The organism is Phycisphaerales bacterium AB-hyl4 (assembly GCA_041821185.1).
Taxonomy (GTDB): domain Bacteria; phylum Planctomycetota; class Phycisphaerae; order Phycisphaerales; family Phycisphaeraceae; genus Natronomicrosphaera; species Natronomicrosphaera hydrolytica.
The window spans coordinates 51,237-76,419 of the sequence record JBGUBD010000009.1; the positions used below are offsets into that span (position 1 = coordinate 51,237).

Annotated in this window: 18 protein-coding genes; 9 read left to right on the forward strand and 9 right to left on the reverse strand. The window is 63.9% G+C overall.

Annotated elements, in window-relative coordinates:
* Positions 1-5: 5 nt before the first annotated feature.
* Positions 6-1,709 carry a hydantoinase B/oxoprolinase family protein gene (locus tag ACERK3_14420; protein ID MFA9479480.1) on the reverse strand — a complete coding sequence of 568 codons (1,704 nt, stop codon included), beginning with the start codon at positions 1,707-1,709 and terminating at the stop codon, positions 6-8.
* Complete coding sequence (locus tag ACERK3_14425; GenBank protein ID MFA9479481.1) at positions 1,690-3,840, reverse strand: hydantoinase/oxoprolinase family protein; 2,151 nt, start codon at positions 3,838-3,840, stop codon at positions 1,690-1,692. The genes ACERK3_14420 and ACERK3_14425 overlap by 20 nt, the downstream gene beginning before the upstream one ends.
* Positions 3,841-4,037: 197 nt before the next feature.
* Here ACERK3_14425 and gatC point away from each other — a divergent pair, with 197 nt between their 5' ends.
* Both gatC and gatA read left to right on the forward strand, forming a co-directional pair.
* A complete protein-coding gene (gatC, locus tag ACERK3_14430; protein MFA9479482.1) occupies positions 4,038-4,334 on the forward strand; it encodes an Asp-tRNA(Asn)/Glu-tRNA(Gln) amidotransferase subunit GatC in 297 nt (98 codons plus the stop codon).
* A gap of 102 nt (positions 4,335-4,436) precedes the next feature.
* A complete protein-coding gene (gene gatA, locus ACERK3_14435; GenBank protein MFA9479483.1) occupies positions 4,437-5,906 on the forward strand; it encodes an Asp-tRNA(Asn)/Glu-tRNA(Gln) amidotransferase subunit GatA in 1,470 nt (489 codons plus the stop codon).
* Between the two features lie 547 nt (positions 5,907-6,453).
* Here the strand turns inward: gatA and ACERK3_14440 are convergent.
* Together ACERK3_14440 and ACERK3_14445 are read right to left on the reverse strand one after the other, a co-directional pair.
* Entirely contained in the window at positions 6,454-6,930 is a 477-nt protein-coding gene (locus ACERK3_14440; GenBank protein ID MFA9479484.1) for a peptidylprolyl isomerase, read from the reverse strand.
* 34 nt (positions 6,931-6,964) lie between these two features.
* Positions 6,965-7,366: a secondary thiamine-phosphate synthase enzyme YjbQ gene (locus ACERK3_14445; protein ID MFA9479485.1), complete on the reverse strand. Its 402-nt coding sequence runs from the start codon at positions 7,364-7,366 to the stop codon at positions 6,965-6,967.
* A gap of 191 nt (positions 7,367-7,557) precedes the next feature.
* Between ACERK3_14445 and ACERK3_14450 the strand changes: the two genes are divergently transcribed.
* Positions 7,558-8,487: a glycosyltransferase gene (locus ACERK3_14450; GenBank protein ID MFA9479486.1), complete on the forward strand. Its 930-nt coding sequence runs from the start codon at positions 7,558-7,560 to the stop codon at positions 8,485-8,487.
* Between the two features lie 140 nt (positions 8,488-8,627).
* Here ACERK3_14450 and hflX read toward each other — a convergent pair whose 3' ends face one another.
* Positions 8,628-9,986 (reverse strand): GTPase HflX, encoded by a 1,359-nt coding sequence (gene hflX, locus ACERK3_14455; GenBank protein ID MFA9479487.1) that lies wholly within the window; start codon positions 9,984-9,986, stop codon positions 8,628-8,630.
* Between the two features lie 119 nt (positions 9,987-10,105).
* Between hflX and ACERK3_14460 the strand changes: the two genes are divergently transcribed.
* Positions 10,106-11,218 (forward strand): PA0069 family radical SAM protein, encoded by a 1,113-nt coding sequence (locus ACERK3_14460; protein MFA9479488.1) that lies wholly within the window; start codon positions 10,106-10,108, stop codon positions 11,216-11,218.
* Between the two features lie 81 nt (positions 11,219-11,299).
* Here the strand turns inward: ACERK3_14460 and gyrB are convergent, their stop codons facing one another.
* The 4 genes from gyrB to efp form a co-directional block, all read right to left on the reverse strand.
* Positions 11,300-13,906 (reverse strand): DNA topoisomerase (ATP-hydrolyzing) subunit B, encoded by a 2,607-nt coding sequence (gene gyrB, locus ACERK3_14465; GenBank protein MFA9479489.1) that lies wholly within the window; start codon positions 13,904-13,906, stop codon positions 11,300-11,302.
* Positions 13,907-14,117: 211 nt separating this feature from the next.
* Positions 14,118-16,439, reverse strand: a complete 2,322-nt coding sequence (locus tag ACERK3_14470) for a hypothetical protein (GenBank protein MFA9479490.1) — start codon at positions 16,437-16,439, stop codon at positions 14,118-14,120.
* Complete coding sequence (dtd, locus tag ACERK3_14475; protein MFA9479491.1) at positions 16,436-16,891, reverse strand: D-aminoacyl-tRNA deacylase; 456 nt, start codon at positions 16,889-16,891, stop codon at positions 16,436-16,438. Before dtd ends, ACERK3_14470 begins: the two co-directional genes overlap by 4 nt.
* 141 nt (positions 16,892-17,032) lie before the next feature.
* Positions 17,033-17,593, reverse strand: a complete 561-nt coding sequence (efp, locus tag ACERK3_14480) for an elongation factor P (GenBank protein ID MFA9479492.1) — start codon at positions 17,591-17,593, stop codon at positions 17,033-17,035.
* A gap of 229 nt (positions 17,594-17,822) precedes the next feature.
* On the opposite strand from efp, the gene ACERK3_14485 reads away from it, so the two are divergent.
* The 5 genes from ACERK3_14485 to ACERK3_14505 all read left to right on the forward strand — a co-directional run bounded on the left by ACERK3_14485 (position 17,823) and on the right by ACERK3_14505 (position 25,141).
* On the forward strand, positions 17,823-19,778 hold the full coding sequence (locus ACERK3_14485) for an ArnT family glycosyltransferase (GenBank protein MFA9479493.1): 1,956 nt from the start codon (positions 17,823-17,825) through the stop codon (positions 19,776-19,778).
* Positions 19,779-19,847: 69 nt separating this feature from the next.
* Positions 19,848-21,080 carry a glycosyltransferase family 2 protein gene (locus tag ACERK3_14490; protein ID MFA9479494.1) on the forward strand — a complete coding sequence of 411 codons (1,233 nt, stop codon included), beginning with the start codon at positions 19,848-19,850 and terminating at the stop codon, positions 21,078-21,080.
* A 36-nt stretch (positions 21,081-21,116) separates the two neighbouring features.
* Entirely contained in the window at positions 21,117-23,180 is a 2,064-nt protein-coding gene (locus ACERK3_14495; protein ID MFA9479495.1) for an ATP-dependent DNA helicase, read from the forward strand.
* 39 nt (positions 23,181-23,219) lie between these two features.
* Positions 23,220-23,852, forward strand: a complete 633-nt coding sequence (locus ACERK3_14500) for a UbiX family flavin prenyltransferase (GenBank protein ID MFA9479496.1) — start codon at positions 23,220-23,222, stop codon at positions 23,850-23,852.
* 89 nt (positions 23,853-23,941) lie between these two features.
* On the forward strand, positions 23,942-25,141 hold the full coding sequence (locus ACERK3_14505) for an alginate lyase family protein (GenBank protein MFA9479497.1): 1,200 nt from the start codon (positions 23,942-23,944) through the stop codon (positions 25,139-25,141).
* Positions 25,142-25,183 lie beyond the last annotated feature (42 nt).

The window sequence follows — 25,183 nt, forward strand, 5'->3', positions numbered from 1 at the left end:
GGGGGCTAAATGGAGCGTGGCGTGCCCCAGCCGCCGCCGCCGGGGGTTTGGATTTCGAGCGTATCGCCTGGCTGACAGGTGATGGTGCACTTGCCGGGGAGTGGTTCGCGTTTGCCGTTGGGGTGGATGAGGATGTTGCGGCCGGGCTGTGCGGGCTCGCCCCCGGCGAGGCCGTAGGGAGCGTGGCGTCGGCGTTCGGTGAGCAGTGTGAGTTGGACGGGGGTGTCGAAGGTGTATCGTCGGATGAGTCCGTCGCCGCCTGCGTGTTTGCCCGCGCCGCCTGAGCCGGTGCGGATGGCGTAGGCCTGGACGCGGAAGGGGTAGGCGTGTTCGAGCGCTTCGACGGGGGTGTTGAGGGTGTTGGTCATGTGAGTGTGGATGGCGTGGCCGCCGGGCGCGTGGGGGCCTGCGCCCGCGCCGCCGGCGAGCGTTTCGTAGTAGGCGAAAGGCGGGTGGGAATGTGGAATGTGGGATGTTGGATGGGGGATGTTGGAGGGGCCGGGGGGCGTTTGGGTGAGATTCGACATTCGCGATGCCACATCCGACATGTTCTCCGTGCTGCCGATGGTGAGGTTGTTCATCGAGCCGGCGCTGGCGGCGGGGGCGATGTCGGGCAGTGCCTGGGCGATCGCGCCGAAGAGGGTGTCGACGATGCGCTGGCTGGTTTCGACGTTGCCGCCTGCGACGGCGGCGGGGTAGGTGGCGTCGACGATGGAGCCGGGGCGGGTGAGCAGGGTGACGGGGCGGAGGACGCCGGAGTTGGAGGGGATGTCGCTGCCGGGGTCGCTGGCGGCGAGGCAGCGGAAGACGTACATGGTGGCGGAGAGGGCGATCGCGCGGACGGCGTTAACGGGGCCGAGCGTCTGGTCGTCGCTTTCGCGGAGGTCGACGGTGGCGTGGTCGGCTGCGATGGTGAGGGTGCAACGGATGGCGATGTCGTTGTTGCCGTGGCCGTCGTCGTCGAGCAGGTCGTGGAAGTGATATTGGCCGTCGGGGAGTTTGTGGATGAGGTTGCGGACGAACCGGGCGGTGTAGTCCTGCAACGCGGCGGCGCAATGGGCGAGGCGCTCAGGCGTGTGGTGTTCGGTGAGTGAGGTGAGTCGGGTGATGCCGACGTCGAGGGCGGCGCATTGCGCGAGCAGGTCGCCGCGGCGTTCGTCGGGCGTGCGGGTCTGGTTGCAGATGTTGGTGATCAGGTCTTCGGTGAGGCGGGAGGGTGGGATGCGGACGCCTTCGTCGTCGATGTGTTGTGAGATGGGCAGCGAGCCGGGCGTGATGCCGCCGACGTCGGCGTGGTGTGCGCGGTTGGCGACGTAGAAGTCTGGCGGGGCGGCAGCGTTTGGCGTGGCGGTGAGGAAACAGGGGGCGACGACGGTGATGTCGGGCAGGTGTGTGCCGCCGGCGTAGGGGTCGTTGACGATGAAGCGGTCGCCGGGGCGCATTGTGGCGGGGTCGAACTTTTCGAGCACGGCTTTGACCGACAGTGGCGCGGAGCCGAGGTGGACGGGGATGTGTGCTGCCTGGGCGATCATGTCGCCTTGCGGGTCAAAGATGGCGCAGGAGAAGTCGCGCCGCTCTTTGATGTTGGGCGAGTAGGCGGAGCGCATGAGGCGGACGCCCATTTCTTCAGCGATGGAAGCGAACAGGTGTTTGAAGACTTCAAGCTCGATCGGGTCGAGCGTGGCGGTGTCATGGTTGGTGGTGTTCATCTTGTCGCTTGAGCATGAGTTGGCCGAGCGTATTGACGACGCCGTGCCAGTCGGGCGGGATGAGGGTGGTGGCGGAGTATTCGGTGATGATGGTGCGCGGCGGGAGGCGGTCGTTGGCTCGGAGGGCGTCGCGCGGGATGGCGTGCCAGGTGTGTTGATGTTCGCCTTCGTGGACGGTGACGTCGCGGGTGGCGGGGGGCGGGCTGTTTTCGTTGCGTGGGGCGAGGGGTGGAATGTTGACGGGTTGCTCGCGGCCGGAGGCTTGCCAGCGGGCGGCGACGAGTTCGATGGGTTTGTCGGCGGCGGTGTAGCCGTAGAGTCGCTGGTGCTCGTCGAGGAAGCGGGCGATGGGGTTGGGGTGATCGAAGGGGACGGTGATTTCGTAGGACTGGCCGAGGTATCGCATGTCGATCGCGCGGTGGTCGAGGCGGTCGGCGTCGGGGAGGTTTTCGTTGGCCATCGCGGCGTCGGCCTGTTGCTTGAGTGTGGCGAAGGCGGCCTGCACGGCGGGGTGTGATTCGAGGTTCGCGTCGTCGGGTTGCACGGTGACGAGCAGGGCGTGGGAGAAGGTGTAGGTGGGCGTTGCGCCGAGCATGCCGACGGCGCTGAGCAGGCCGGCATGTTGCGGGACGAGGACGCGGGTGATGCCGACGGCGTCGGCGAGTCGGCAGGCGTGCAGTCCGCCCGCGCCGCCGAAGGGGACGAGCGTGAAGCGGCGCGGATCGCGGCCGCGCTGGAGTGAGATGCGGTGCACGGCTCGGGCCATGGTCGCCTCGGCGATGCGGAGGATGCCCGCGGCGGTGTCGTGCAGGGCGAGGTTGGCGCGCGTGGCGATGGTGTGGACGGCGGCCTCGGCGCGGGCGCGGTCGATGGCGAGATCTTCGCCGAGCGAGATGTCGGTTGGCAGGTGGCCGAGGGCGACGTGTGCGTCGGTGACGGTGGCGAGGGGTTGGTCGGGTTGTTGTCGGCCGTAGCATGCCGGGCCGGGGTTGGCGCCGGCGGACTGGGGGCCGACGCGCAGCGCGCCGCCGGGGTCGAGCCAGGCGATCGAGCCGCCGCCCGCGCCGACGGTGTGCATGTCGATCATGGGCAGGCGGACGGGCAGGTCGCCTGCTTCGCCTTCGCTGGTGAGCACGGCTTTGGGATCGCAGAGCGCGACGTCGGTGCTCGTGCCGCCCATGTCGAAGCTGATGATGCCTTCGACGTCGGCGTGCTTCGCGACCGCGGCTGCGCCGAGTACGCCGCCCGCGGGTCCGGAGAGTACGGTGCGGACGGGGGCGTTGCGGATGACGTCTGGCGGCAGCGTTCCGCCGTGTGATGCCATGATGCGCAGGTTGGCTTCGCCGAGTTCGTGCGTGAGTCGATCGAGATAGCGCACCATTTTCGGCGCGACGACGGCGTTGACGACGCAGGTGGCGGCGCGTTCGTACTCGCGATACTCCGGCAGCAGTTCGTGGGAGACGGTCAGGTGCAGGTCGCGGCCGAAGGCATCGCGTAAGGCGTCGGCGATGCGGCGCTCGTGCTGCGGATTGGCGTAGCTGTGCAGCAGACTGATGGCGACGGCGGTGACGTTGAGGTTGCGCAGTTGCTCGATGAGGGTATCGATGTCGGTCTGGTTGAGCGGCTGAAGCACGCGGCCGTCGTGCGCGATGCGCTCCGGCACGCCGAGGCAGCGGTCGGTGGGGATGGGTGGTTTGGGACGATGGGGGACGAGTGCGTAGAGGTCCGGCCGATGCTGGCGGGCGATGGCGAGGGTGTGCTCGAAGCCTGCGGTGGTGATGAAGGCGGTGTTTGGTTTCGAGTTCCGAGTTTCGAGTTTCGAGTTGGGGTGGCTGGCCGAACTAGAAACTCGAAACTCGGAACTCGAAACTTCCTCGATGAGTGCATTGGTGGCGACAGTGGAGCCGTGGATGACGTGCGGGGGGTGGTCGTGGCGTGAAGGGCGGTTGGCTTTGCGGAGCAGGTGATCGATGCCGACGAGGACGGCGCGGGCCGGGTCGTCGGGGGTGGACAGCAGTTTGTGCGTGGTGTGGACGCGACGGTTCACGTCGAGCAGCACGAGGTCGGTGAACGTGCCGCCGGTGTCGACGCCGACGTACACTGGGGCGTTTGTGACGGTTGATCGCTGCACGGGTGCGGTTTTACCACAAACTGTTTGCCGTGTGGGGGATGTCGGCTTTGTCGTGATCGCGTTCGGTGGGTATCCTCATCGCCATGACAGAGAATTCTCCCACCCCCGGAAGTCCCGGAAGCCCCGGAAGCCCCGGAAGCCCCGGAAGCCCCGGAAGCCCCGGCACCCCCGGAAGTACGTCTGAAGCGCCTGGCCGCATCACGGAGCAGCAGGTGCGGCATGTGGCGAAGCTCAGCCGACTTCGGCTTAGCGACGATCAGGTGCACCAGTTCACCGAGCAGTTGGCTGACGTGCTGGACTACGTGGCGAAGCTCAATGAGTTGGACGTGGAGAACGTAGAGCCGATGGCTCACGCGATGGACCTGCTGAACGTGCTGCGTGAAGACGCGGAGAAGCAGGGTCTGTCGGTGGAGGAAGCGCTAGGCAATGCGCCGGACGCGTCGCCGCCGTTCTTCAAAGTGCCCAAAGTGCTCGGCGAAGCGAGCGGAGCGTGATAACCGGTTTCGAGTTTCTGGTTCCGAGTTTCGAGTTTGCAGCGATGCGAACCGGCTTGGCAACTCGAAACTCGGAACTCGAAACCAGAAACTGATTGAACGATGAACCCTACCGAAACCACCCTCGTTGAACTGCGTGATGCGATTGCGGCCAAGGATGTGTCGGCCGAGCAGGCGACGCGCGCTTATCTGGACCGAATCGAATCGCTCGACGGCAAGCTGCATGCGTACCACGAAGTGTTCGCGGAGCGGGCGATGGAGCGCGCACGCGATGTGGATGCGGGCAAGCTCACTGGCGCGCTGGCCGGCGTGCCCGTGGCGATCAAGGATGTGCTGGCGACGCAGCGCGGCACGACGACGTGCTCGTCGCGGATGCTCGAAGGCTTCAAAGCGCCGTACCGCGCGACGGTGGTGCGCAAGCTGGAAGAGGCTGGTGCGATCATCCTCGGCAAGACGAACATGGACGAGTTCGCAATGGGCTCGTCGTGCGAGCATTGCGCGTGGGGGCCGGTGACGAATCCGTGGGGTGAGAATCGCGTGCCCGGCGGCAGCAGCGGCGGGGCGGCGGCGGCGATGGCGGCGGATATGTGTGCCGGCTCGATCGGCTCGGATACGGGGGGCTCGATTCGACAGCCGGCGTCGTTGTGTGGCGTGGTGGGGCTCAAGCCGACGTATGGGCGCGTGTCGCGATGGGGGCTGGTGGCGTTTGCTTCAAGCCTCGACCAGCTTGGCCCGTTCAGTCACACGATCGCGGACGCAGCGCTGCTGCTGAAGGTGATGGCTGGGCATGATCCGCTGGACTCGACGAGCGCGAACATTGCCGTGCCGGACGATCTGGATGATGTCGACATCAAGCCGGAGAAGCTGCGCATCGGCCTGGCGAAGCAATACATGTCCGACCAGAACGACCCGGCGATGAACGAGGCGATCGAAAAAGCGAAGCAGGTTTACCAGCAACTCGGCGCGGAGATTGTTGAAGTCGACTTGCCGCATACCGATTATGGCATCCCGGTGTATTACATCGTCGCGACGGCCGAGGCGTCGAGCAACCTCGCGCGATACGACGGTGTGCACTATGGGCATCGCACGACGCAGGCGGAAGACCTTGTCGATCTCTACTCGCGCAGCCGAAGCGAAGGCTTCGGTGATGAGGTGAAGCGACGCATCATGCTTGGCACGTATGCGCTGTCCAGCGGCTATTACGACGCCTACTACTTGCGTGCGTTGAAGGTCAGGCGGTTGATCAAGCAGGACTTTGACAGCGCGTTTGAGAAATGCGATGCGATCCTCTGTCCGACGACGACCGGGCCTGCGTTCAAGATGGGCGAAAAAACAGATGACCCGTTGTCGATGTATCTCAATGACGTTTACACCGTGCCCGCGAGTCTGGCGGGTATCCCGGGTGTGACGCTGCCTGGCGGCTTTGCGGATGCGGAGGGGCAGCGGCTGCCGCTTGGCATTCAATTGCTGGGGCCAGCGTATCAGGAGGCGAAGTTGCTGCGTATTGCGCGCTGCTACGAGGCGCAGACGGATCATCATCGTGCACGGCCGACGACGGCCGGCGCGGTGTGAACGTCGACCCTGCACGCATGTTGCTGGGGGAAAGCCTTAATCTGCGAGCGTGACTGGGGTTGACGCCGTAGAATCCCGGGACGCAACTGAAGCAGTGCGTGGGGATGAGCGGGAAGTGCGGGTGGCTGACGCCTTGGTGTGGGAGGAGCGAAATCCGAAAATTGATGACCTGGGAAGACCCCAAGCTTGATTCAGGGGTCGACATGGGCTAAAAAATGCTGGCGGAACGCCGATCACGCGCGCCGCCGCCCAACCGCATGCTTTCTCCCCTCCGCCCCGTTGTCGCTTCGGCGACAGCGGGGTTTTTATTTGGGGGTGCAGGTACGCCTACGCGGATTCGCATTTAGCCGCGGGCCTTGGCCCGCGATCTTGACCCGTTGGGCAAAAAAAGCGGTGCAAGGACCGCTGCTAAATCTTGGAATTGTAAAAACCGCTTTGTCGTACTAGCGGTTGCGAGCTTTCAATTCGCAACAAGTGCGCTGCCGACCTAAGCCGGCAGGCTGAGTGACAGTTCACACGTTGCAACTGAAACTCGAACAGGCGAGCTTCACGCGCGCGTGGCTTTGATGATGCGTGGCGGGTTTTGCGGTCGGCCGGCTTGCGCGTCGGCGAGCGGGGTCTGGCCGAGTTTGTCGACGATGTCCAGGCCTTCGACAACTTTGCCGAAGGCGGTGTACTGGTTGTCGAGGTGCTGGCAGTGTTCGCGTCCGAGGCAGACGAAAAACTGCGAGCCGGCGGAGTCGGGGTCGGCAGTGCGTGCCATCGAGAGCACGCCCTTTTCATGTTTGCGATCGTTGAACTCGGCGTTGACGGTCCAGCCGGGGCCGCCCGTGCCGTCGCCGCGCGGGCAGCCGCCCTGGATGACGAAGCCGGGGATGATGCGGTGGAAGGTCAGGTCGTCGTAGAAGCCGTCGTCGACGAGCTTGAGGAAGTTGTCGGCGTGGCCGGGGGCGACGTCGTTCCACAGTTCGAGCAACAGTGTGCCTTCGGACGTTTCCAGTTTGACGCGAGGGTAGTCGGGCATGTGAAATCCAGGGTCAGGAGTCAGGGAATCGTAGTCAGTTGGTGTTGTGCACGGCGACGTGCAGCTTGCGTGTGCGCGGGCCGTCAAATTCGCAGAACCAGATGCCTTGCCACGTGCCGAGCACGAGTTCGCCGTCGCGGACGAGGACGGTGACGCTTGAGCCCATCATGGAGGCTTTGACATGCGAGGCGGAGTTGCCTTCGCCGTGCCGGTAGAACGGTTGGGACCAGGGCACCATTTTATCGAGTTGAGCGAGCATGTCGTGGACGACGTCGGGGTCGGCGTTTTCGTTGATGGTGATGCCGGCGGTGGTGTGGGGCACGTAGGCGAGGGCCTGGCCGTCACGGACGCCGGCGTCGCGGACGGCCTCGCGGACGTGGTCGGTAACGTCGAGCATTTCGTCGCGTTGATGCGTTTTGACCGAATAGCTGCGCATGGCCGACATGATACGCGCTTGCGGCGGGGCTTGCAGGCGTCGGGACGTCACTTCTTATCGGCCGCGGCAGAGGGGCGGGAATTTATGCCGAAAATGCCGTCTGGGGTATTCAGTCGGGTCACGCCGTTGCCGATAGATGGGTGGATCGAGCGTTTCCTGCGTTCTTTGTGTTCCTTGAGGGAGGTACAACCATGTCGACGCCCCGTATCAGTGTGATCATTCCGTGTCGTGATGAGGTGGTTGGGCTTGAGCGAACGCTTTGCAGCGTGATCGATCAGGGCTATGAAAATATTGAATTGCTCGTCGCGGACGGCGGATCGGTCGACGGCAGCGTCGAGCTGATCGCGGAGTATGCGGAGCATATCGCGTGGTGGCATAGCGGGCCCGACACCGGCCCGGCCGACGGGGTGAACCTGGCGATGCGACACGCGACGGGCGAGATCGTCGGCATCCTCCACGCGGGCGACCTTTATCTGCCCGGCGCGCTGGAAGCCGTGATCGAACGCATGGTCGGCGAATCGCGCAGCGACTGGGTGGTGGGCCACGGTGTCCGTACCGATGGACAAGATGGCGAGCAGGGGCGATACGATGCGGTCGCGCCGGCGTCGCCGGTGTCGTTTCTCATGCATGACACGGGGCAGTTGCCGACGTCGGCAGTGTTCTATCGAAAGAGCCTGCTTGAGCGGCATGGCCCGTTCGACGTGCGGTTCCGCTTTGCCTGGAGCTATGAGATGCATGCCCGGCTGATCATCGCCAACCGTCGGCCGACGGTGGTGGGGCGATTGCTGGTGGCGCATCGCGAAGACGATCGCGACAACGACTCTATCAATCGCACACTGCGCCAGGGCATCGAGTACATCGAAGTGGCCGAGCGCTTTGGTGAGCATCTGCCAATCAAGCAGCAGTATGCCCTCTGGCGAAACACGGACGAACGTCGACGCATCTACGCGCTGGCGGAAGCGGAAATGAAATCGGGGCTGGCGAGGCGGCAATTGTGGCAGCGGCTGCTGCGTCGGCCGTGGTGGCTGGCGAGCCCGAGCTACCGCCGTATGTTGCTGCATGGCACGGACAGCCGCGATGACAAAGGCCACGATCACGACCAGACACGCCACGCGGCGTAATGCCATGAGGCTATTGAATCATTGAGTGCTCGGGTGGTTTGGTGAAGTGAAACGGGACGAGAAAGCACCTACTTTGTATAAAATCTCCGCCGCCCGTTGAAGAGCTTCGCCAAACCACCAGATCGCTCAAAATGTAAAGGTCACCTTCCCCAGCCGCGGGTGGGGCCGTCGCCGGGCAGGCCGGCGTTTTGCGGTGCACCGGCGAGGCGGGCGGTTGTGCCCATCGCGCGGAGTTGATCAAGCTGACGGGCGCCGATGCGGACGCTCATGGTGACGTCGTCGCCTTCATATCGGCGGTTAATCACACTTGCCCGATTTTCGAGAAAGTTGATCGCCTTGCCGTCGCCGGTGTGCATGGTGATGTCGAGTTGATCGAGCTGGCCGCGCACGGCTTCGCGTACGCGTTCGACGAGCTGGTCGAGGCCTCGGCCGGTCTTTGCGCTGATGGCGATGCTGTCATGGTGCTCGCTTTGAAACGCGTCGATGTCGGAGGCGTGTTCGATCGCGTCAATCTTGTTGAGTACGAGCAGACGCGGCTGCGCGTCAGCGCCGATTTCATCGAGCACTTCCATCACTGTCTCAAGTTGCTGCTTTGCGCGTGGGTGAGCCACGTCGAGCACGACCAGCAGCAGGTCGCTGTGCACAGCTTCTTCGAGGGTCGCGCGGAAACTGGCGACGAGGTGGTGGGGCAGGTCGCGGACGAAGCCGACCGTGTCCGAGAGCATGGCCGTGTCGCCGCCGCCGAGGTTCCACTTCCGCGTGCGTGTCGAGAGCGTGGCGAACAGCTTGTCGTCGGCGTAGGCTTCGCCTTCGGTCAGCGTGTTGAAGAGTGTGCTCTTGCCGGCGTTGGTATAGCCGACGAGGCCGACGGTGAAGTAGTCGAGGTTTCGCGCGGCGACTTCGCGTTCCTTACGGCCCTGGATCTGCGTGATTTCTTTTTTGAGTTCGCTCTTTTTTCGCTGCACGATGCGGCGGTCGATTTCGAGTTGCTGCTCGCCGGGGCCGCGCGTGCCGATGCCCGCCGGCGCACCGCCGACGATGCGTTCGAGGTGGGTCCACATCGCGCGGAGGCGCGGGTAGGTGTACTCAAGTTGAGCGAGCTCGACCTGAAGCTTGGCTTCGTGCGTGCGGGCGCGGGCGGCGAAGATGTCGAGGATCAGCTCGCTGCGGTCGAGCACTTTGCGTTCGACGATCTTCTCGATGTTGCCGATCTGCGAAGGCGAGAGGTCGTTGTCGAAGATGATGACGTCGGCCTTGAGTGCGCTGGCCATGTCGCGCAACGCTTCGACCTTGCCCTTGCCGACGAAGGTGCTGGCGTTGGGCTTTTGACGCTTTTGCATCAGCTCATCGACGACGACCGCGCCGGCGGTGTCGGCCAGGGATCGCAGCTCGCCGAGCGGGTCCTGCGGATCGCGGCCGTCGTCGGGCAGCAGGCCCGCGGCGAGGATCGCGCGTTCGCGCTGGACACTGAGTTGTTCACGGTTGATCTGTGTGGGCATGGTGGAACTTCGCGTATCGTGAATCGTCTCGTCAGTGTAGCGAGGGATGCGGCCTTTCGCGGCGCTTTGGTCCGGTTTTGGGGTAGACGGGTTAAAGCAGTTCGGTTAATGTTTGGGTTATGGATGAGGCGTTTGAGTATTGCGACGGCCTGCCGAACGGCCCGGTGCGTGGGCGCGGAGCGGGGCTGAATCCGGGCAACCGGTTTGAAGACGTTCGGCTACACGTCCTCGGCGAGCACCTGGACGCGGTGCTGGTGGAGCATGATGCACAGCGGCAGGTGACGACGCGCGTGCTGCGTGACCAATCGCGCACGCTGATCAACTACGTCGACCCGGCGAAGAGCCCGGACATTGGGTTTCGATGGACAATCAATCCATACCGGGGTTGTGAGCATGGCTGCATCTATTGTTACGCGCGGCCCGGCCATGAGTATCTGGGGCTGTCGAGTGGGTTGGATTTTGAGACGACGATCTTGGCGAAGCTGGACGCGCCGGCGTTGCTGGAGCGTGAGTTGGACAAGGCGACGTGGCAGGGCGAGCCGATCGTGATGGCGGGCGTGACGGATGTGTATCAGCCGATCGAGGCGAAGCTGCGGCTGACGCGGGGGCTGCTTGAGGTGATGGCGCGGTGTCGGCAGCCGGTGAGTCTGATCACGAAGAACAAGCTGATCCTCCGCGATCTCGATCTGCTGATGGAACTGGCGAAGCATGATGCTGTGCACGCGGCGGTGAGTCTGACGACGCTGGATGCGACATTGGCGCAGCGGATGGAGCCGAGGGCGAGCCATCCGCGCGATCGGCTTGAGGCGATACGGCAACTCAGCGCGGCAGGCGTGCCGGTGACGGTGATGGCAGCGCCGATCATTCCCGGGCTGAACGATCGTGAGTTGCCCGCGCTGTTGAAGGCGGCGGCGGAGGCGGGCGCGACGTCGGCAGGGTATGTGCTGCTGCGGCTGCCGTACCAGATCAAGGCGCTGTTTCTCGATTGGCTCGCGCGGCATTACCCGCAGCGGGCGGGGAAAGTCGAGAGCTTCATTCGGCAAGCACGCGGCGGCGAGTTGTATGAGGCGACGCACGGCAAGCGCATGCGCGGTGAAGGGGCGATGGCGGAACAGATCGGCGACGTGTTCCGGCTATTCAGGCGGCGGTACGGGTTGACGGGACAGCGACACGCGCTGTCGAGCGATGCGTTTGTGCGCCCGAACCGCGATGGGCAGATGTCGCTGTTTTGACGTTTAGCGCACGCTGTCCACGACGCGGCTTTGCGCGCTCCGCGCCACCGCGTGGGCGCGGGGGCTAAGCCGTTGATGCGATCACACGTCGAGGTTCTTCACGTCCAGCGCGTGCTCTTCGATGTACTTGCGGCGGGGTTCGACTTCCTCGCCCATGAGAATGCTGAACAGCTTTTCGGCTTCGCTGGCGGCGTCCCAGGTGACGCGGAGCAGGACGCGATTTTCGGGGTTCATGGTCGTGTCCCAGAGCTGGTCGGGGTCCATTTCGCCCAAGCCCTTGAAGCGTTTGATCTCCATGCCGCGCTTGCCAGCGTCGAGCACCATCGGGACGAAGTCAGCCAGGTTGACGACCGCGTCAATGTGGGGGTTGCCTTTGAGGTCGATGGTGTGCAGTTCGAAGCGGGTGGGTTCGAGTTCGCCGGTGACGGATTCTTTGCGTCCGATGGTGTAGTCGTCGGCGGAGAGGCCGACCTCATCGAGACGGGCGAGCAGTTGTTCGAGCGGTTTGACCTCGTGCAACTCGTGGCGGACGGTGCGGCGGGCGGGGGCGGGTGTTGCATTGCCGTTGGATGATTGGCCGTTGGCCGATTCGCCTGTGACACGGTCGAGTTCGGGGTCGGCTTCGTTGAGGCCATGCTTTGCGCGGAAGGCGTCTTCGTCCTGTTCGGACCAGAAGAAGTAGTCGCCGCCGACTTCGGTAAATTCGAGGCTGTGGGGGACGGCGAGGTGGATGCGGGGGAAGCGGCGTTCGCCCTTGGGGTCGTTCTCGCGGAGGGTGAGCAGGTGCCCAAACACGACGCCGCGGCGTTCGAGGGTGTGCACGAGGTCATTGACGCGTTCGAGGGTTTTGAAGAGGGCGAGCAGTTTTTCGCCGGTGATGCGCTGCTCTTCCGTGCGATCTTCGCGGAAGGCGATCAGCGCGGCCTGGTCGAGGCCGAGCTCGGTGAGCACGTTCTTCATCGTCTTTTCGTTGAGGACGAACTCGCTCTTCTTGCCGCGGGCGATCTGGTAGAGCGGCGGCTGGGCGATGAAGATGCGGTTCTGGCGAATCAGGTCGGGCATCTGGCGGAAGAAGAATGTCAGCAGCAGCGTTCGGATGTGGCTGCCGTCGACGTCGGCGTCGGTCATGATGATGACCTTGCCATAGCGGAGCTTGTCGGGGTTGAAGTCGTCGGCACCGATGCCGCAGTTCAGCGCCTGGATGATGACGCGGATTTCCTCGAAGCCGAGGATCTTGTCGAGGCGGGCCTTTTCGACGTTGAGGATTTTACCCTTGAGCGGCAGGATGGCCTGCGTGCGGTGGTCGCGGCCGGCCTTGGCGGAGCCGCCGGCGGAGTCACCTTCGACGAGGTAGATTTCGGAGTTGGCGATGTCTTTGCTGGTGCAGTCGTAGAGTTTGCCGGGCAGTCCGCCGGCGTCGAGGGCGCCCTTGCGGCGGGTGAGCTCGCGGGCCTTGCGTGCCGCTTCGCGGGCTTGCGCGGCCATGACGCCTTTCTGGACGACGCGCTTCGCGTCGTTGGGATGCTCTTCCAGCCAGGCGGTGAGGCGTTGTCCGACGCTGGTGTTGACGAAGCCTTCGACCTCGGCGTTGCCGAGCTTGGTTTTGGTCTGGCCTTCGAATTGCGGGTCGGAGACTTTGACGGAGACGATGGCGACGAGGCCTTCGCGCAGGTCGTCGCCGGTGGGTGCGGAGTCGCCCTTGAGCAGGTTGGTGTTGCGGGCGTAGGAGTTGAGTGTGCGGGTGAGGGCGGTCTTGAAGCCGGAGAGGTGCGTGCCGCCTTCGACGGTGTTGATGTTGTTGGCGAAGGTCAGCAGCGTTTCGTTGTAGGAGTCGTTGTATTGCAGGGCGATTTCGACGACGAGGCCTTGTGCTTCGTCATCGACGCGGAAGTAGATCGGGTCCTGGTGGATGACGTTCTTGCCGTCGCTGAGGGCTTTGACGAACGCGGCGATGCCTTCGGGATAGTGGAAGGTTTCGGTTTTGTTGGTCGCTTCGTTTTCGAGGGTGATGGTCAGGCCGGGGTTGAGGTAGGCCAGTTCACGGAAACGGGTGACGAGGGTGTCGTAGCGGAAGGTGATGTCGGGGAAGACTTCGTTGTCTGGCTTGAAGGTGACTTTCGTGCCGGTTTTCGTGCGTTCGCCGATGACGTGAAGTTCTTCGGAGACTTTGCCGCGTTCGAAGCTCATGGCGTAGAGCTTGCCGGCGCGAGCGATTTCGATTTCGACGTATTCGGAGAGGGCATTGACGACGGACGCGCCGACGCCGTGCAGGCCGCCTGAGGTTTTGTAGGCGTCGTGGTCGAACTTGCCGCCGGCGTGCAGGACGGTGAAGACGATTTCGACGGTGGGTCGGCCGTTGAGGTTGGGGTTGGAATGCGAGTAGGGGCCGACGGGGATGCCGGAGCCGTCGTCGGTGATGGAGCATGAGCCGTCGGCGTTGAGCTTGACGGCGATGGCGTTACAGCGGTTGGCCATGTGCTCGTCGATGGCGTTGTCGGCGATCTCGTAGACGAGGTGATGGAGGCCGCGGGCGGTGGTGTCGCCGATGTACATGCCGGGGCGTTTGCGGACGGCGTCGAGGCCTTCGAGAACCTTGATGCTGGACTCGGAGTAGTTGTGGCCGTCGGCGTTGATGGCGGGTGCGGCTTGGGGGGTCGTATTGGTGTCTTGGGAGGGCCGGTCTTCCATGCGTGAGGCTGCCTCTGCCGCGTGATTTGCGGGGAAATTGGTTGGATGCCCGGCCGAAAAGACGCGGTCTGACCCGGCCAGGCCAAGACAGGTATTTTAGCCGAAAAAGGGGTGTTTCGCCACTCGCGAGATGGGCTGAGCAGGGGGGCACCCACGGATGGAATCCGTGGACTTCGATTGCAGGGCGCCGTGGTTGATGGGGGGATTCGTGTTAAACGGAGGCGGCACGCCAGATTCGAGCCTGGCGGGGGGGGAGGGTGAGGGTGCTGGTGGGTTTGGCGGCGGCGAGTTCCTGCCAGGGACCGGGCGGGAGCTTGAGGGTGGCGGGGGCGAGGTCGACCGCTGTGTCGGCGAAATTGGCGAGCACGAGGTAGCGGTGGTTGTCGAGGCCGCGGAGGAACACGCCGCGCAGCCGATGGCCGTCGGCGTCGTGCTGGATGGTGCGGTCGATGTGGCGGTCGGCGAAGAGGCGGGTGGCGGCGGCGTCGACGCTGGCGAGGGCGGCCCAGCCGACGTCGAGCATGACGCTGTCAGGGCTGAAGGACTGGGTGGCGGTCTGGCAGTGCCAGTTGAACTGCTCGACGTGCAGCGAGCGGAGGTAGGGGAGGCTGCCGGCTTGCGGTTGAGCGAATCGGCGGAGGGTGAGGCTGTTTGCGCCGTAGAGGCCGACGACGCCGAGGCGATCGTCGATGTTGGCCCATCGGCTGTTGAGCGATTCTTCGGCGTCGCGTTTCGGCGGGCTTTGGAGCGTGCTCTGGCCGACGGCGGTGGTGAGGCGACGTTGGCGGTCGTTGTATAGGTCGTTGATCAGTTGGAGGCCGAGGCCGCGGACCTCGGCGGCGAAGGCTCGCTTGTCGCAGGTGCGGGCGTACTGGAGGCCGACGAGGGTGTGGCCGTCGGGCAGTGCGGCGAAGGCGAGGTCGTGGTCGGCGAGGTCACTGCCTTGCCAGCCGTCTTTGAGGGTGAGGTTGACGCCTTCGCGGACGCGAGCGAGGGTGGCGAAGCCGGCGTCGTAGGGTTGGATGTGGTGGGCGGTGGTTTTGCGATAATTGGCGGAGCCGGCGGTGATGTTGTCGTCATCGCCGACGAATCGGATTCGGCCGGTGAGGTTGTATTGCCAATCGGACATGGCGCCGTCGTCGGGCGGCTGGCAGATGGCTTGCGTGCCGGAGTGGGCATGCCATGCGACGGAGGCGAATCGGGTGGGGCTGCGGTGGACGGCGTCGCCGTGCTCGGGCTCATGCCACGTGCCTGCGAGCGAGGCTTCGTAGCCGGGGTCGGCGAGTTCGCGCTGCGGCTGAGTCGGTTGGGTGAGCGGGGCGTAGGCGATGAGCTGGCTGAGTGCGCAGGCGCGGTCGGATTCGAGGCGGGTGTAGTAGTAGGGGCTGGCCTGGGCGAGGTGAGCGAGGCGTTTGCCGTAGAACGAGCCGTCGTCGTTGTCGTCGGCTTCGCGCTGTATGAGCTGGATCTGTGCGTCGAGCAGCGCGGCGGCGTAGGGCTCGTCGAAGCATTCGGCGGCGTAGAGCAGGGTGGGGACAAGGAATTCCTGGCAGTAGGCATAGCGGACGCGGCTGTCGCCGCCGATGCGGGCGAGTCGGCCGTCGGCGAAGACGAGCTTGCGGACGACCTGCCAGAGTTCGCGTTGTCGGTGGTGGAGGCTTTCGGGCGTGGGCTTGCCGAGCGTCTTGAAATCGAAGTGGAGCATGGCCGCGTTGGACTGGCAGATGACCATGTAGCCGACGTTGGAGTAGCCGTGGTGGTCGAGGGCGTAGTGGTCGAAGAAGCTTGCGCCGACGAAGCGGTCGCGGACGGGCTTGCCGGCGACGATGGTTTCGTTGTGCTCGTCGGCGGCGATGCTGACGCCGTTGATGAGAAACTGGTGGGCGCGCTCGCGGAAGGCGTCGGCGTCGGGCAGGTCGGGGTAAAGCTCGGCGACACGCCAGAGGAAGCAGCCGTTCCAGATGTTCGACTCCGGGTCGTTCATGCCGGTGTGAGCCCAGCGGTGGGCGCAGATGCCTTTGTGTTTGCCTCGGCCGTAGTCGTTCAGCAGGTAGTCGGCTTCGCTGAGCAGGACGCGGCGCCATGCGGCGCGGTCGGCGTCGGTGAGGTGCGGTTCGAGGGCGGGCATGACGTGCATCATGCGTTCGATGGCGAGGGCGGTGATCCAGGTCTGGCCCCATCGGTTGCCGTCGGTGAGGGTGACGTCGGGGTAGTCGCCGGGCTCGTTTTCGCTGGCTTTGTGGCTGGCGAGCGTGAAGCGAAAGGCGGCGAGGGCACGTTGGAGGGCACGGTCGCGTTTGATGTGTGCGGGGGTGTCGTCGGCGTTGGCGAGGGTGGCCATGGCGGCGACGTACTTGAGGTTGGTGTGGAGGCCCCAGTGGTTGTAGCCCGTGCCGTAGCAGCCGAGGTCGGGCTGGTCGGGGATGTCGTACCACCATTTTTCGCTGGCCTGTGCCCAGCGTGCGAGCAGGCGGAAGGCGGGTTCAAGGTTGAAGGCGGCGGTGCGATTGGCGTCGGCGTTGGACTGGGTCATGCGGAGAGCTCTGCGGAATCGAGCCAGAGGGTGACGGGCCCGTCGTTATGGATTTCCACGTCCATCATGGCGGCAAATCGGCCGGTTGCAACATGGCGGACGCCGAGGGCTTTGAGGCGTTCGGCGAAATAATCGACGAGCGGCTCGGCGTCGGCGGGGTCTGCGGCGTGGATGAAGCTGGGGCGTCGGCCTTTGCGGGCGTCACCAAAGAGGGTGAACTGTGAGACGACGAGGGCGTCGCCGACGACGTCGAGGAGGGAGCGGTCGAATCGGCCGCGGTCATCGGGGAACAGGCGGAGGTTGACGATTTTCTCGGCGAGGCGGTCGGCCTCGGCGCGGGTGTCGCCCTGGCCGACGCCGACGAGCAGGACGTAGCCTAGGCTGATCTGGCCGAGGGTGTCGCCGTCGACGGTGACCGACCCTTGGCTGACGCGTTGGAGCAGGACACGCATGGGGGAGGCTCGGGAGCGAGGTGACGGTTGGGGATGGAGCGCGCCCGTTGTGGGGGGGCGGGCGCGCTCCGCTGCGCTTCGCGGCTAAGTTGGCGTGCGTTCGTTCGTGTGCAAACTGTGGTTCCGGTCGCGTCGGCCGGGTCAGTTGGAGACGCGGCTGAGGTAGTCGCCCGCTTCGGTGTTGACGCGGATGACGTCGCCGATGTTGATGAAGGCGGGGACCTTGGTTTTCAGGCCGGTTTCGAGCGTGGCTTCTTTGAGCTGGTTGGTGACGGTCGCGCCTTTGATGCCCGGGGGCGTGTCGGTGACTTCAAGGTCGACGGCGGCGGGGAGGTCGACGCTGATGACGTTGCCGTTGTAGACCAGGCCGGTGATCTGGCTGTTGGGCTTGACGTAGAGGAGGCTGTCGCCGAGCACGTCGGTGGGGATGGTGTGCTGCTCGTAGGACTCGTTGTCCATGAACACGGCGCCGGTGGCGTCGGAGTAGAGGTACTCCATGTCGCGTTTGTCGAGGTTGATCTGGTCGACGTCTTCGCTGGAGCGGAAGCGTTTTTCGATGGTGCCGCCGGAGACGAGGTTTTTGAGCTTGACCTGGGCGTAGGCGGGGCCTTTGCCGGGCTTGACGTGGTCGTAGCTGGTGACGAGGAAGATCTGGCCGTCCATGTTGATGGCCATGCCGGGGCGTAGGTCCTGGGACTTCACGATAGCTGCTCCTGAGGGCGTTGTGGTGTTTCTTCGGATGGTGATGACGATTCAGCGAGCCGGGCATTATCGCGGAATCGGGGAGAATTATCAAAAATCAGATTGCCGCCCCTTGATCCGGGGGATGTGGCATGGAAAATCCCCGCGAGGCGTCGCAGTTCAAGAAGCTTGCGAGCCGTTGGGGTCGGGCGTTCAGGCGTGGGCGCATGATGCGGGGTAGATGCGGGACATGCTTAATAATGTTCGCCCGCTGACAAGGCGTGAACTGACGTTGCTGTTGCTGATCGTTTTCGCAGGCGTGGGCTTGCGTGCGGTGCATATGCCGCAGACCCGGTTGTGGGTCGACGAGGCGGAGTCGGCGATCAACGCGTTGACGATTCTCGAGCACGGCTACCCGGTCGATACGTATCAGGGCCTGCCGAAGTATGAGAACGTGCTGATTCGGCCGTGGGAGGATCATCCGGAGTACGAGTTTCGGGATGTGAGTTACTCCAGCCGGGGTGTGCCGGTGTATCACGCCTGGCTGCCGATGTATGCGATGGCGGGCAGTATGAAGGCGATGGGCGTTCGGCCGGACCCGGTGCACGAGACGCCGCGCGTGCTGCATTCGGCGGATGACATGCGATTGCGCACCGTCGCGGCGCGGCTGCCGGGGCTGGTGTTCTCGGCGGTGTTTTTGTTTTGCATGTTTCAGCTTGGCCGACGGATGGGCGGCGAGGCGGCGGGGTGGGCGGCGCTGGTGATCTGCGCGTTTGCCGCGACGAACGTTTATCTGGGTGTGCAGGCGAGGTACTACTCGGCGACGCTGGCGTTCACGGCGATGAGCCTGTTGTGCTTGTGGCTTGTTCTGCATCGTGGGCGCTGGCGTGATTTCGCACTGGCGGGGTTGGCGTTGAGTCTGCTGTTTCATACGCACATTCTCTCGGCGTTCATCGCGGCGGTGATGTTCGCGGTGACGTCGCCGTGGATGCTTCGACATGAACGTGTGCTGGCGAAGCTTGTGCTCTGCGGTGGGATGCTGACGGTCGCGGCGCTGCCTTGGATTGTGCTCACCGATTTTCTCGGCACGGCCACGGGGCTGCCGAGGGCACGGGAGTTGATGGACCTGCCGCGCGATCTGTTCGCGTTTCCGCTCGATCGGCCGTTGGTTTTTTCGGTGTTGATGTTCGGGCTGTTGGCGGCGGTGGCGAGTTGGTTGCTGCGTCATCGGCTGCCGTTGCGGTTTCTTGAGCCGTTTCATCGGAGCATGCCCGCGTACATGCTGTTGGCGGTGTGGAGCGTGACGGCGTATCTGGCGTTTACTTTGTTGATTCCCGCAGCAAGTTATTTCACGCAGCGACTGTCGTTGATGTTGCAGGTGCCGGTGTTCCTGTTGATGGCGATGGTTTTTGTGCACATGGCGGCGATGATCGTGCCGCGTTATGCGGGGTTGTTGGCGTGTGCGGGGCTGTTGCTGCTGTTGGCGACGACGGATCGCCTGGCGTTGCCGCATGAAGCATGGGGAAAGAATTCGGGGCCGATGGCGGCGCTGGTAAATCGGCTGAGCCTGGAGACGTTCGAGCCTGGCACGCGGATTTATTCGACGCCGAACAGTCACTTTGTTGTGGCGTATTACACGGGTTTGCCGGTGCAGAGCGTGGCGCCGGTGCGGCGGTCTTTTTTGAATGAGTATGACGGGCCGATCGTGCTCGTGGAGTTTACGGACGTGCCCCCGCGGCCGCGCGAGCGCGTGCTGGAACGCGATGCCGAGTCGGCAGGGCGTTCGCTTTCAAGCGACGAAATTGATCAGGCGATACGACAGATTCAGATTCATTTGATGCGCGATCAATGGGCGTCGCGGGTTGGCGAACTTGGCCCGCAGCTTGACCCGCCGCCTGAGTGGTTGAATGCCAGCGTGGAAGACGTGCGGCGACGGTGGGACCTGAACATTCGGCGCGACACGCGCCGGTATAGCCACGTGCTCGTGTTCCGCGGCTACACGGTTCGGCATTACCCGGACTGGTGGCAGACGTTTTTCTATCGGTTCGTCGAGCCGGAGCAGCGGATGGGGGAGAACGTCAACTATGCCGAGCGTATCCGTCACGGGCGTTCGATCATGATGCCGCACGTTGGATGCGTGCTGCATCTGGCTGACCAGCCTGTGCCCGAGGCCCGGCTCGCGGCGGACGACGTGAATGATGAATAACGAGTCGGTCGGCCGGATGCGTTTGCAGACAAGTTCGAAAACACCACGAAATGAAAATGGAGTTTTAACATGGTGGCGACGACAGTCACACGGAAGCAGACCGGTCAGCACGATACAGACGTCGACAACGAGCAGGGGAAAGACGCCGTGGAACTGTCGATTGTGATGCCTTGCCTGAACGAATCGCGGACGCTGCCGGTGTGCATCGGCAAGGCGCAGCGGTTCATGGCGGAGTATGGCGTGGTGGGCGAGATCGTCGTCGCGGACAACGGCAGTACGGACGGCTCGCAGAAGCTCGCGGCCGATCTGGGGGCGCGCGTGGTGCATGTGAAAGCGAAGGGCTACGGCGCGGCGCTGGCGGGGGGGATCGAAGCGGCGCGGGGGGAGTACGTCATCATGGGCGACAGCGATGACAGCTACGACTTTTCCGCGCTTGCGCCATTCGTGGGCGAGTTGCGGCAAGGGTATGACCTGGTGATGGGCAACCGCTTTGCCGGGGGTATTGCGGATCGAGCGATGCCGCCGATGCATCGCTACTTCGGCAACCCGGTGCTGAGCTTCATCGGCAGGCTGTTTTTCAAAAGTCGATGCGGTGATTTTTACTGCGGTCTGCGGGGGTTTCGCAAAGATGCTTACGAGCGGATGAAGCTTCAGTCGTCGGGGATGGAGTTTGCACTGGAGATGCTGGTTAAGGCGACGATGTTCGGCATGAAGGTGACGGAAGTGCCGACGACGCTTTCGCCTGACGGTCGAGGGCGCGAGCCGCACCTTCGACGGTGGCGCGACGGCTGGCGATCGCTGCGGTTTTACCTGCTGTTCAGCCCGCGGTGGTTGTTCTGGTATCCGGGGCTGGCGCTGATCGTTTTTGGGCTGGCGATGGCGGCGTGGCTGGCGCCGGGGTCGCGGAGTGTGCTGGGGGTGACGCTGGACCTGACGACGCTGGTGTTCGCGGCGGCGGCGGTGATGGTGGGCGGGCAGGCGGTGTTGTTCGGCGTCTTTGCGAAAATGCTGGCGATTCGAATGGGGCTGCACCCGCCGAACCCTCGGCTGGAGCAGCGACTCGGCAGGGCGACGCTGGAAGGCGGGCTGATCGTCGGCGGGGGGCTGATCGTGCTCGGCGTGATTGGCGCGGCGGTCGTCACCGGGCAGTGGTTTGTCAGCGGGTTCGGCGATATGGACCCGACGCAGACGCTGCGGCTGGCCATCCCCGCGACGCTCGCGGCGGTGTTGGGGATGCAGCTGAGCTTCGCTGCGTTTTACCTGGGCTTTATCGATGTGGTGGGGCGCGGCCGAGCGGGTTGAACGCAGCGGCGGCATCGTTGCGGCTACACTGTGGGGGTGAGTTTCAAACCCGGTGACATTCTCCAGCCCGACGGCCCGGTGGCGCGACGATTGGGCGATCGATTCGAGCAGCGAGCCGAGCAGGCCGCCATGATCGACGCGGTGCGCCGCACGCTGAGCGACGGCGGCAAACTGCTGGTCGAGGCGGGCACGGGGGTGGGCAAGTCGTTTGCCTATCTGCTGCCGGCGATCGAGCGCATCGTCGCGTCGCGCGAGGCGGGCAAGCGGAAGCAGCGCGTGGTGGTGTCGACGCATACGATCGCGCTGCAGGAGCAGATCGTCGAACGCGATGTGCCGCTGCTGCAATCCGTTCTGGGCGAAGAGTTCTCGGCAGTGCTGGTGAAAGGCCGGGGCAATTACGTTTCACTACGCAGACTGGCGAACGCGTCCAAGCGACAGGGCGACCTGTTCGCGGACGAGGAGTTGCTGCGCACGCTGCACGCGGTGGAAGACTGGGCGTATGAGACGGTTGACGGTTCGCTGGCGTCGCTGCCGCAGTTGGGGCGGATGCTGCCGAACGTGTGGGAGAAGGTGCAGTCGGACGCGGGCAACTGCATGGGTCGGCGGTGCCCGACGTACAACAAGTGTTTTTACCAGCAGGCCCGCAGGCGGATGGAGAACGCGGACCTGCTGATCGTAAACCATGCACTGTTTTTCAGTGACCTGGCGCTGCGTAGTGAAGGTGTGGGGTTTCTGCCACCTTACGATCATGTGATTCTCGACGAGGCGCACATGGTCGAAGATGTGGCGAGCGATCACTTCGGCTTGTCGGTGACGGAATCGCAAGTGCGGTTTCTGTTGAACGCATTGTTCAACGCGCGGACGGGGCGCGGCTTTCTTGCGGGTTTGAAGAAGGCGGAGCCGACGTTGTTGCAGCGATCGGTGGAGCAGGTGGGGCATGTGGAGATGGCGGCGAACGCGCAGTTTGACGACCTGGTGATGTGGCAGGGCAAGCACGGTCGATCGAACGGGCGGATCGATGAGTCGAACATCGTGAGCAATACGCTTGGTCAGCCGATGGAAGATCTGGCGATTCTGCTGAATCGGCTGCGCGAAAAGGTGGGCGATGAGGAGTCGGACCGGTATGAGCTGGCAGGCTACATTTCGCGCTGCCGATCGGTGGCGGGGAGTCTGACGGCGTTGTTGGAGCAGAGCGAAGCGGATTGCGTTTACTGGCTTGAGGCAAGCCGATCGGGGCGGTTTCGGCGGGTGGAGCTGGCGTGTTCGCCGGTGGATGTGGGGCCGCGTTTGCGCGAGCACTTGTTTGAAGCGACGGGGCCGGAGGGCGAGCCGGTCGGCGTCGTGCTGACCTCGGCGACGATGGCGACGCGCGAGCAGAAGGGTGCGGAAGGCAAGAAGAGCGACCCGTTCGGGCATGTGCGGTCGCGACTGGGGTGTGAGTCGGCGGAGGCGTTGATGCTGGGCTCGCCGTTTGATTACGCGACGCAGGCGGAGCTGGTGGTCGATCGCAGCTTGCCCGAGCCGAACGATCCGCAGTACATGGAACAACTCGGGCCGGCGATTCTTCGACAGCTTGACCATAGTGATGGCGGGGCGTTTGTGTTGTTTACGAGTTATCAGATGTTGCGTCGATGTGCGGAATGGCTGCGGCCGCATATCGGTGAACGGGACATGCCGATGCTGGTGCAAGGTGATGGCGTGCAGCGGTCGGCGTTGCTGGAGCAGTTTCGCGAGCATCGGCGGAGCGTGCTGCTTGGCACGGACAGCTTCTGGCAGGGGGTGGACGTGCAGGGCGATGCGTTGCGGAACGTGATCATCACGCGATTGCCCTTCGCCGTGCCGGATCGGCCGTTGATCGAGGCGCGGATGCAGCGGATACGCGATCGCGGGGGCAACCCGTTTGTGGAATATTCGTTGCCGGAAGCGATATTGAAATTCAAGCAGGGCTTCGGCCGACTGATCCGGTCGCGGAAGGATCGCGGCCGCGTGGCGGTGCTGGACCCGCGCATCGCGACGAAGCGGTATGGTCAGCAGTTTATTGAGGCGTTGCCCGAGTTGCCCGTGCGACATCTGGACGCGGCGGGCCAGAGCGGGGGATGAGCGGATGACAATGGGGTATTGGAGTTGAACGTGGCCGAAGTGAATCACCCTGAGCGCATTGTGGTCGGCATCAGCGGGGCGAGCGGTGCACCGTACGCGCGGCGGATGGTGCAGTTGTTGCTGGCGGCGGGTGTTGAAACGCACCTTGTCGTGTCGCCGTTGGGGCAACGGTTGTTGCATGACGAGCTTGGCATGGAAGGGCTGGACCTGGCGATGCTCGCCGGCGGCGAGGCGGGCGGGCCGACGCCGACGGGCCTGGTGCTGCACAATCATCGCGACGTGGGGGCGACGATTGCGTCCGGCTCGTTTCGACATGATGGCATGATCGTCGTGCCCTGTTCGAGCAATACACTGGCGGCGATCGCTTCAGGCAGTGCGCAGAATTTGATGCACCGCGCGGCGCATGTGACATTGAAAGAGCGTCGCCGACTGGTGCTGGTCCATCGCGAAGCGCCGTTGAGCCTGGTCGACATTCGCAACATGCAGGCGGTGACGGAAGCCGGCGCGATTGTCTGCCCGGCCAGCCCGGGGTTTTATCTGGGGCCACAGACGGTTGGGGATCTGGTGGATTTTGTCGTGGCGCGTGGTCTGGATCTGCTGGGCGTGCCGCATGAACTGCATGTTCGCTGGGATGGCAAGGCGCCGCCGCGGCCGACGGCTGAGCGGCCGTAGGTTGGGGAGGGGCTGTGTGTGCTCTGTTTGACGTGTGTGCAATTTGAAAAGAAGCGATGGCAGGCAAGCGAGATCCGTGGGAATCATCCATGAAAACTTTTACTGACCAGACGGATTCGACGGACCATACGCCGCTTGGTGTGTTGACCTTGCCGAGCGATTATGAAAGTGTGTTGGCGGCGAGTCGGCAGCGAATTGAGGCGGGGGACGCTGCGTTGCGGAAGGCGTACGACGCGTTGATCGCTCGGGCGGATGTGGCGTTGTCGGAAGGGCCTTACTCGGTGGTGGATGACGATGCGATCCCGCCCAGCGGCGACCCGCGCGATTACATGAGCCAGGGGCCGTACTGGTGGCCCAACCCGGATACGGACGACGGCTTGCCTTACGTTCGGCGCGACGGGCAAACAAACCCGGACTATTACGGCGGTGATCACTCGATCAGCTTGAAGATGGTTGCTGCGGTGTATCCACTGACGTTGGCGTGGTATTTCACTGGCAACGCGGCGTATGCCCAGCATGCGACGCGACTGCTTCGCACGTTCTTTCTCGATAACACGACCAGGATGAACCCACACTTGAACTACGGCCAGGGCATTCCCGGCATCTGCGAAGGCCGTGGCATCGGGATCATTGATACACACCACCTCATCGCCATTGTTGAAGTCGCGCCGCTGTTGGCTTCATCTGACGCGTGGACGGACGCGGACATGCAGGGGTTGCGGGCGTGGTTTCAGCAGTATGTAAACTGGCTGGACGAAAGCCCGCTGGGTAAGAAGGAGCGTTCGGAACACAATAATCACGGCACGTGGTTCGACGCGCAGTTCGTGGCGTTCAGCCTGTTCGCGCAACAACCTGACCGGGCCCGCGCGGTGCTGGAAGAGGTGGGGCCGCAACGGATCGTGAAGCATATTGGCCCGGACGGCCGACAGCCGCATGAACTGGCGCGCACACTGTCGTTCACCTATAGCGCTTATAACATTCAAGGCCTGGTGACGCTTGCATCGCTCGGTGAACGCGTTGGGGTGGACCTTTGGCAATATGAAGGCGAGGATGGCCGATGTCTTCGCAAGGCGATTGAGTTTGTCATGCCTTACTATGCGAACGTGGAGGCGTGGCCTTACCCGCAGATCAAGCCGGCAGTGCGGTACAAGCTCGCGGCGGTGCTGCGCGTGGCGAGGCATGTTTATCGCGATCCCGCGTTCGAGCAGGCGTTGTCGACGGCGAACGATGAGAATTGGCGCTCGCATCCGTTTGTGCTGCTCTACCCGCCGCTTGAATCCACGGAGTGAAGCCTACAATATGCCGATCGCGTCGCGGGATTGAGATCGTGT

What these genes read in the sequence shown, in the direction of transcription:
- ACERK3_14420 (MFA9479480.1), bottom strand. Translation starts at nt 1,709, where the DNA reads ATGAACACCACCAACCATGACACCGCCACGCTCGACCCGATCGAGCTT.
- gatA (MFA9479483.1), top strand. Translation starts at nt 4,437, where the DNA reads ATGAACCCTACCGAAACCACCCTCGTTGAACTGCGTGATGCGATTGCG.
- ACERK3_14440 (MFA9479484.1), bottom strand. Translation starts at nt 6,930, where the DNA reads ATGCCCGACTACCCTCGCGTCAAACTGGAAACGTCCGAAGGCACACTG.
- ACERK3_14445 (MFA9479485.1), bottom strand. Translation starts at nt 7,366, where the DNA reads ATGCGCAGCTATTCGGTCAAAACGCATCAACGCGACGAAATGCTCGAC.
- ACERK3_14450 (MFA9479486.1), top strand. Translation starts at nt 7,558, where the DNA reads ATGTCGACGCCCCGTATCAGTGTGATCATTCCGTGTCGTGATGAGGTG.
- hflX (MFA9479487.1), bottom strand. Translation starts at nt 9,986, where the DNA reads ATGCCCACACAGATCAACCGTGAACAACTCAGTGTCCAGCGCGAACGC.
- ACERK3_14460 (MFA9479488.1), top strand. Translation starts at nt 10,106, where the DNA reads ATGGATGAGGCGTTTGAGTATTGCGACGGCCTGCCGAACGGCCCGGTG.
- gyrB (MFA9479489.1), bottom strand. Translation starts at nt 13,906, where the DNA reads ATGGAAGACCGGCCCTCCCAAGACACCAATACGACCCCCCAAGCCGCA.
- ACERK3_14470 (MFA9479490.1), bottom strand. Translation starts at nt 16,439, where the DNA reads ATGACCCAGTCCAACGCCGACGCCAATCGCACCGCCGCCTTCAACCTT.
- dtd (MFA9479491.1), bottom strand. Translation starts at nt 16,891, where the DNA reads ATGCGTGTCCTGCTCCAACGCGTCAGCCAAGGGTCGGTCACCGTCGAC.
- ACERK3_14485 (MFA9479493.1), top strand. Translation starts at nt 17,823, where the DNA reads ATGCTTAATAATGTTCGCCCGCTGACAAGGCGTGAACTGACGTTGCTG.
- ACERK3_14490 (MFA9479494.1), top strand. Translation starts at nt 19,848, where the DNA reads ATGGTGGCGACGACAGTCACACGGAAGCAGACCGGTCAGCACGATACA.
- ACERK3_14505 (MFA9479497.1), top strand. Translation starts at nt 23,942, where the DNA reads ATGAAAACTTTTACTGACCAGACGGATTCGACGGACCATACGCCGCTT.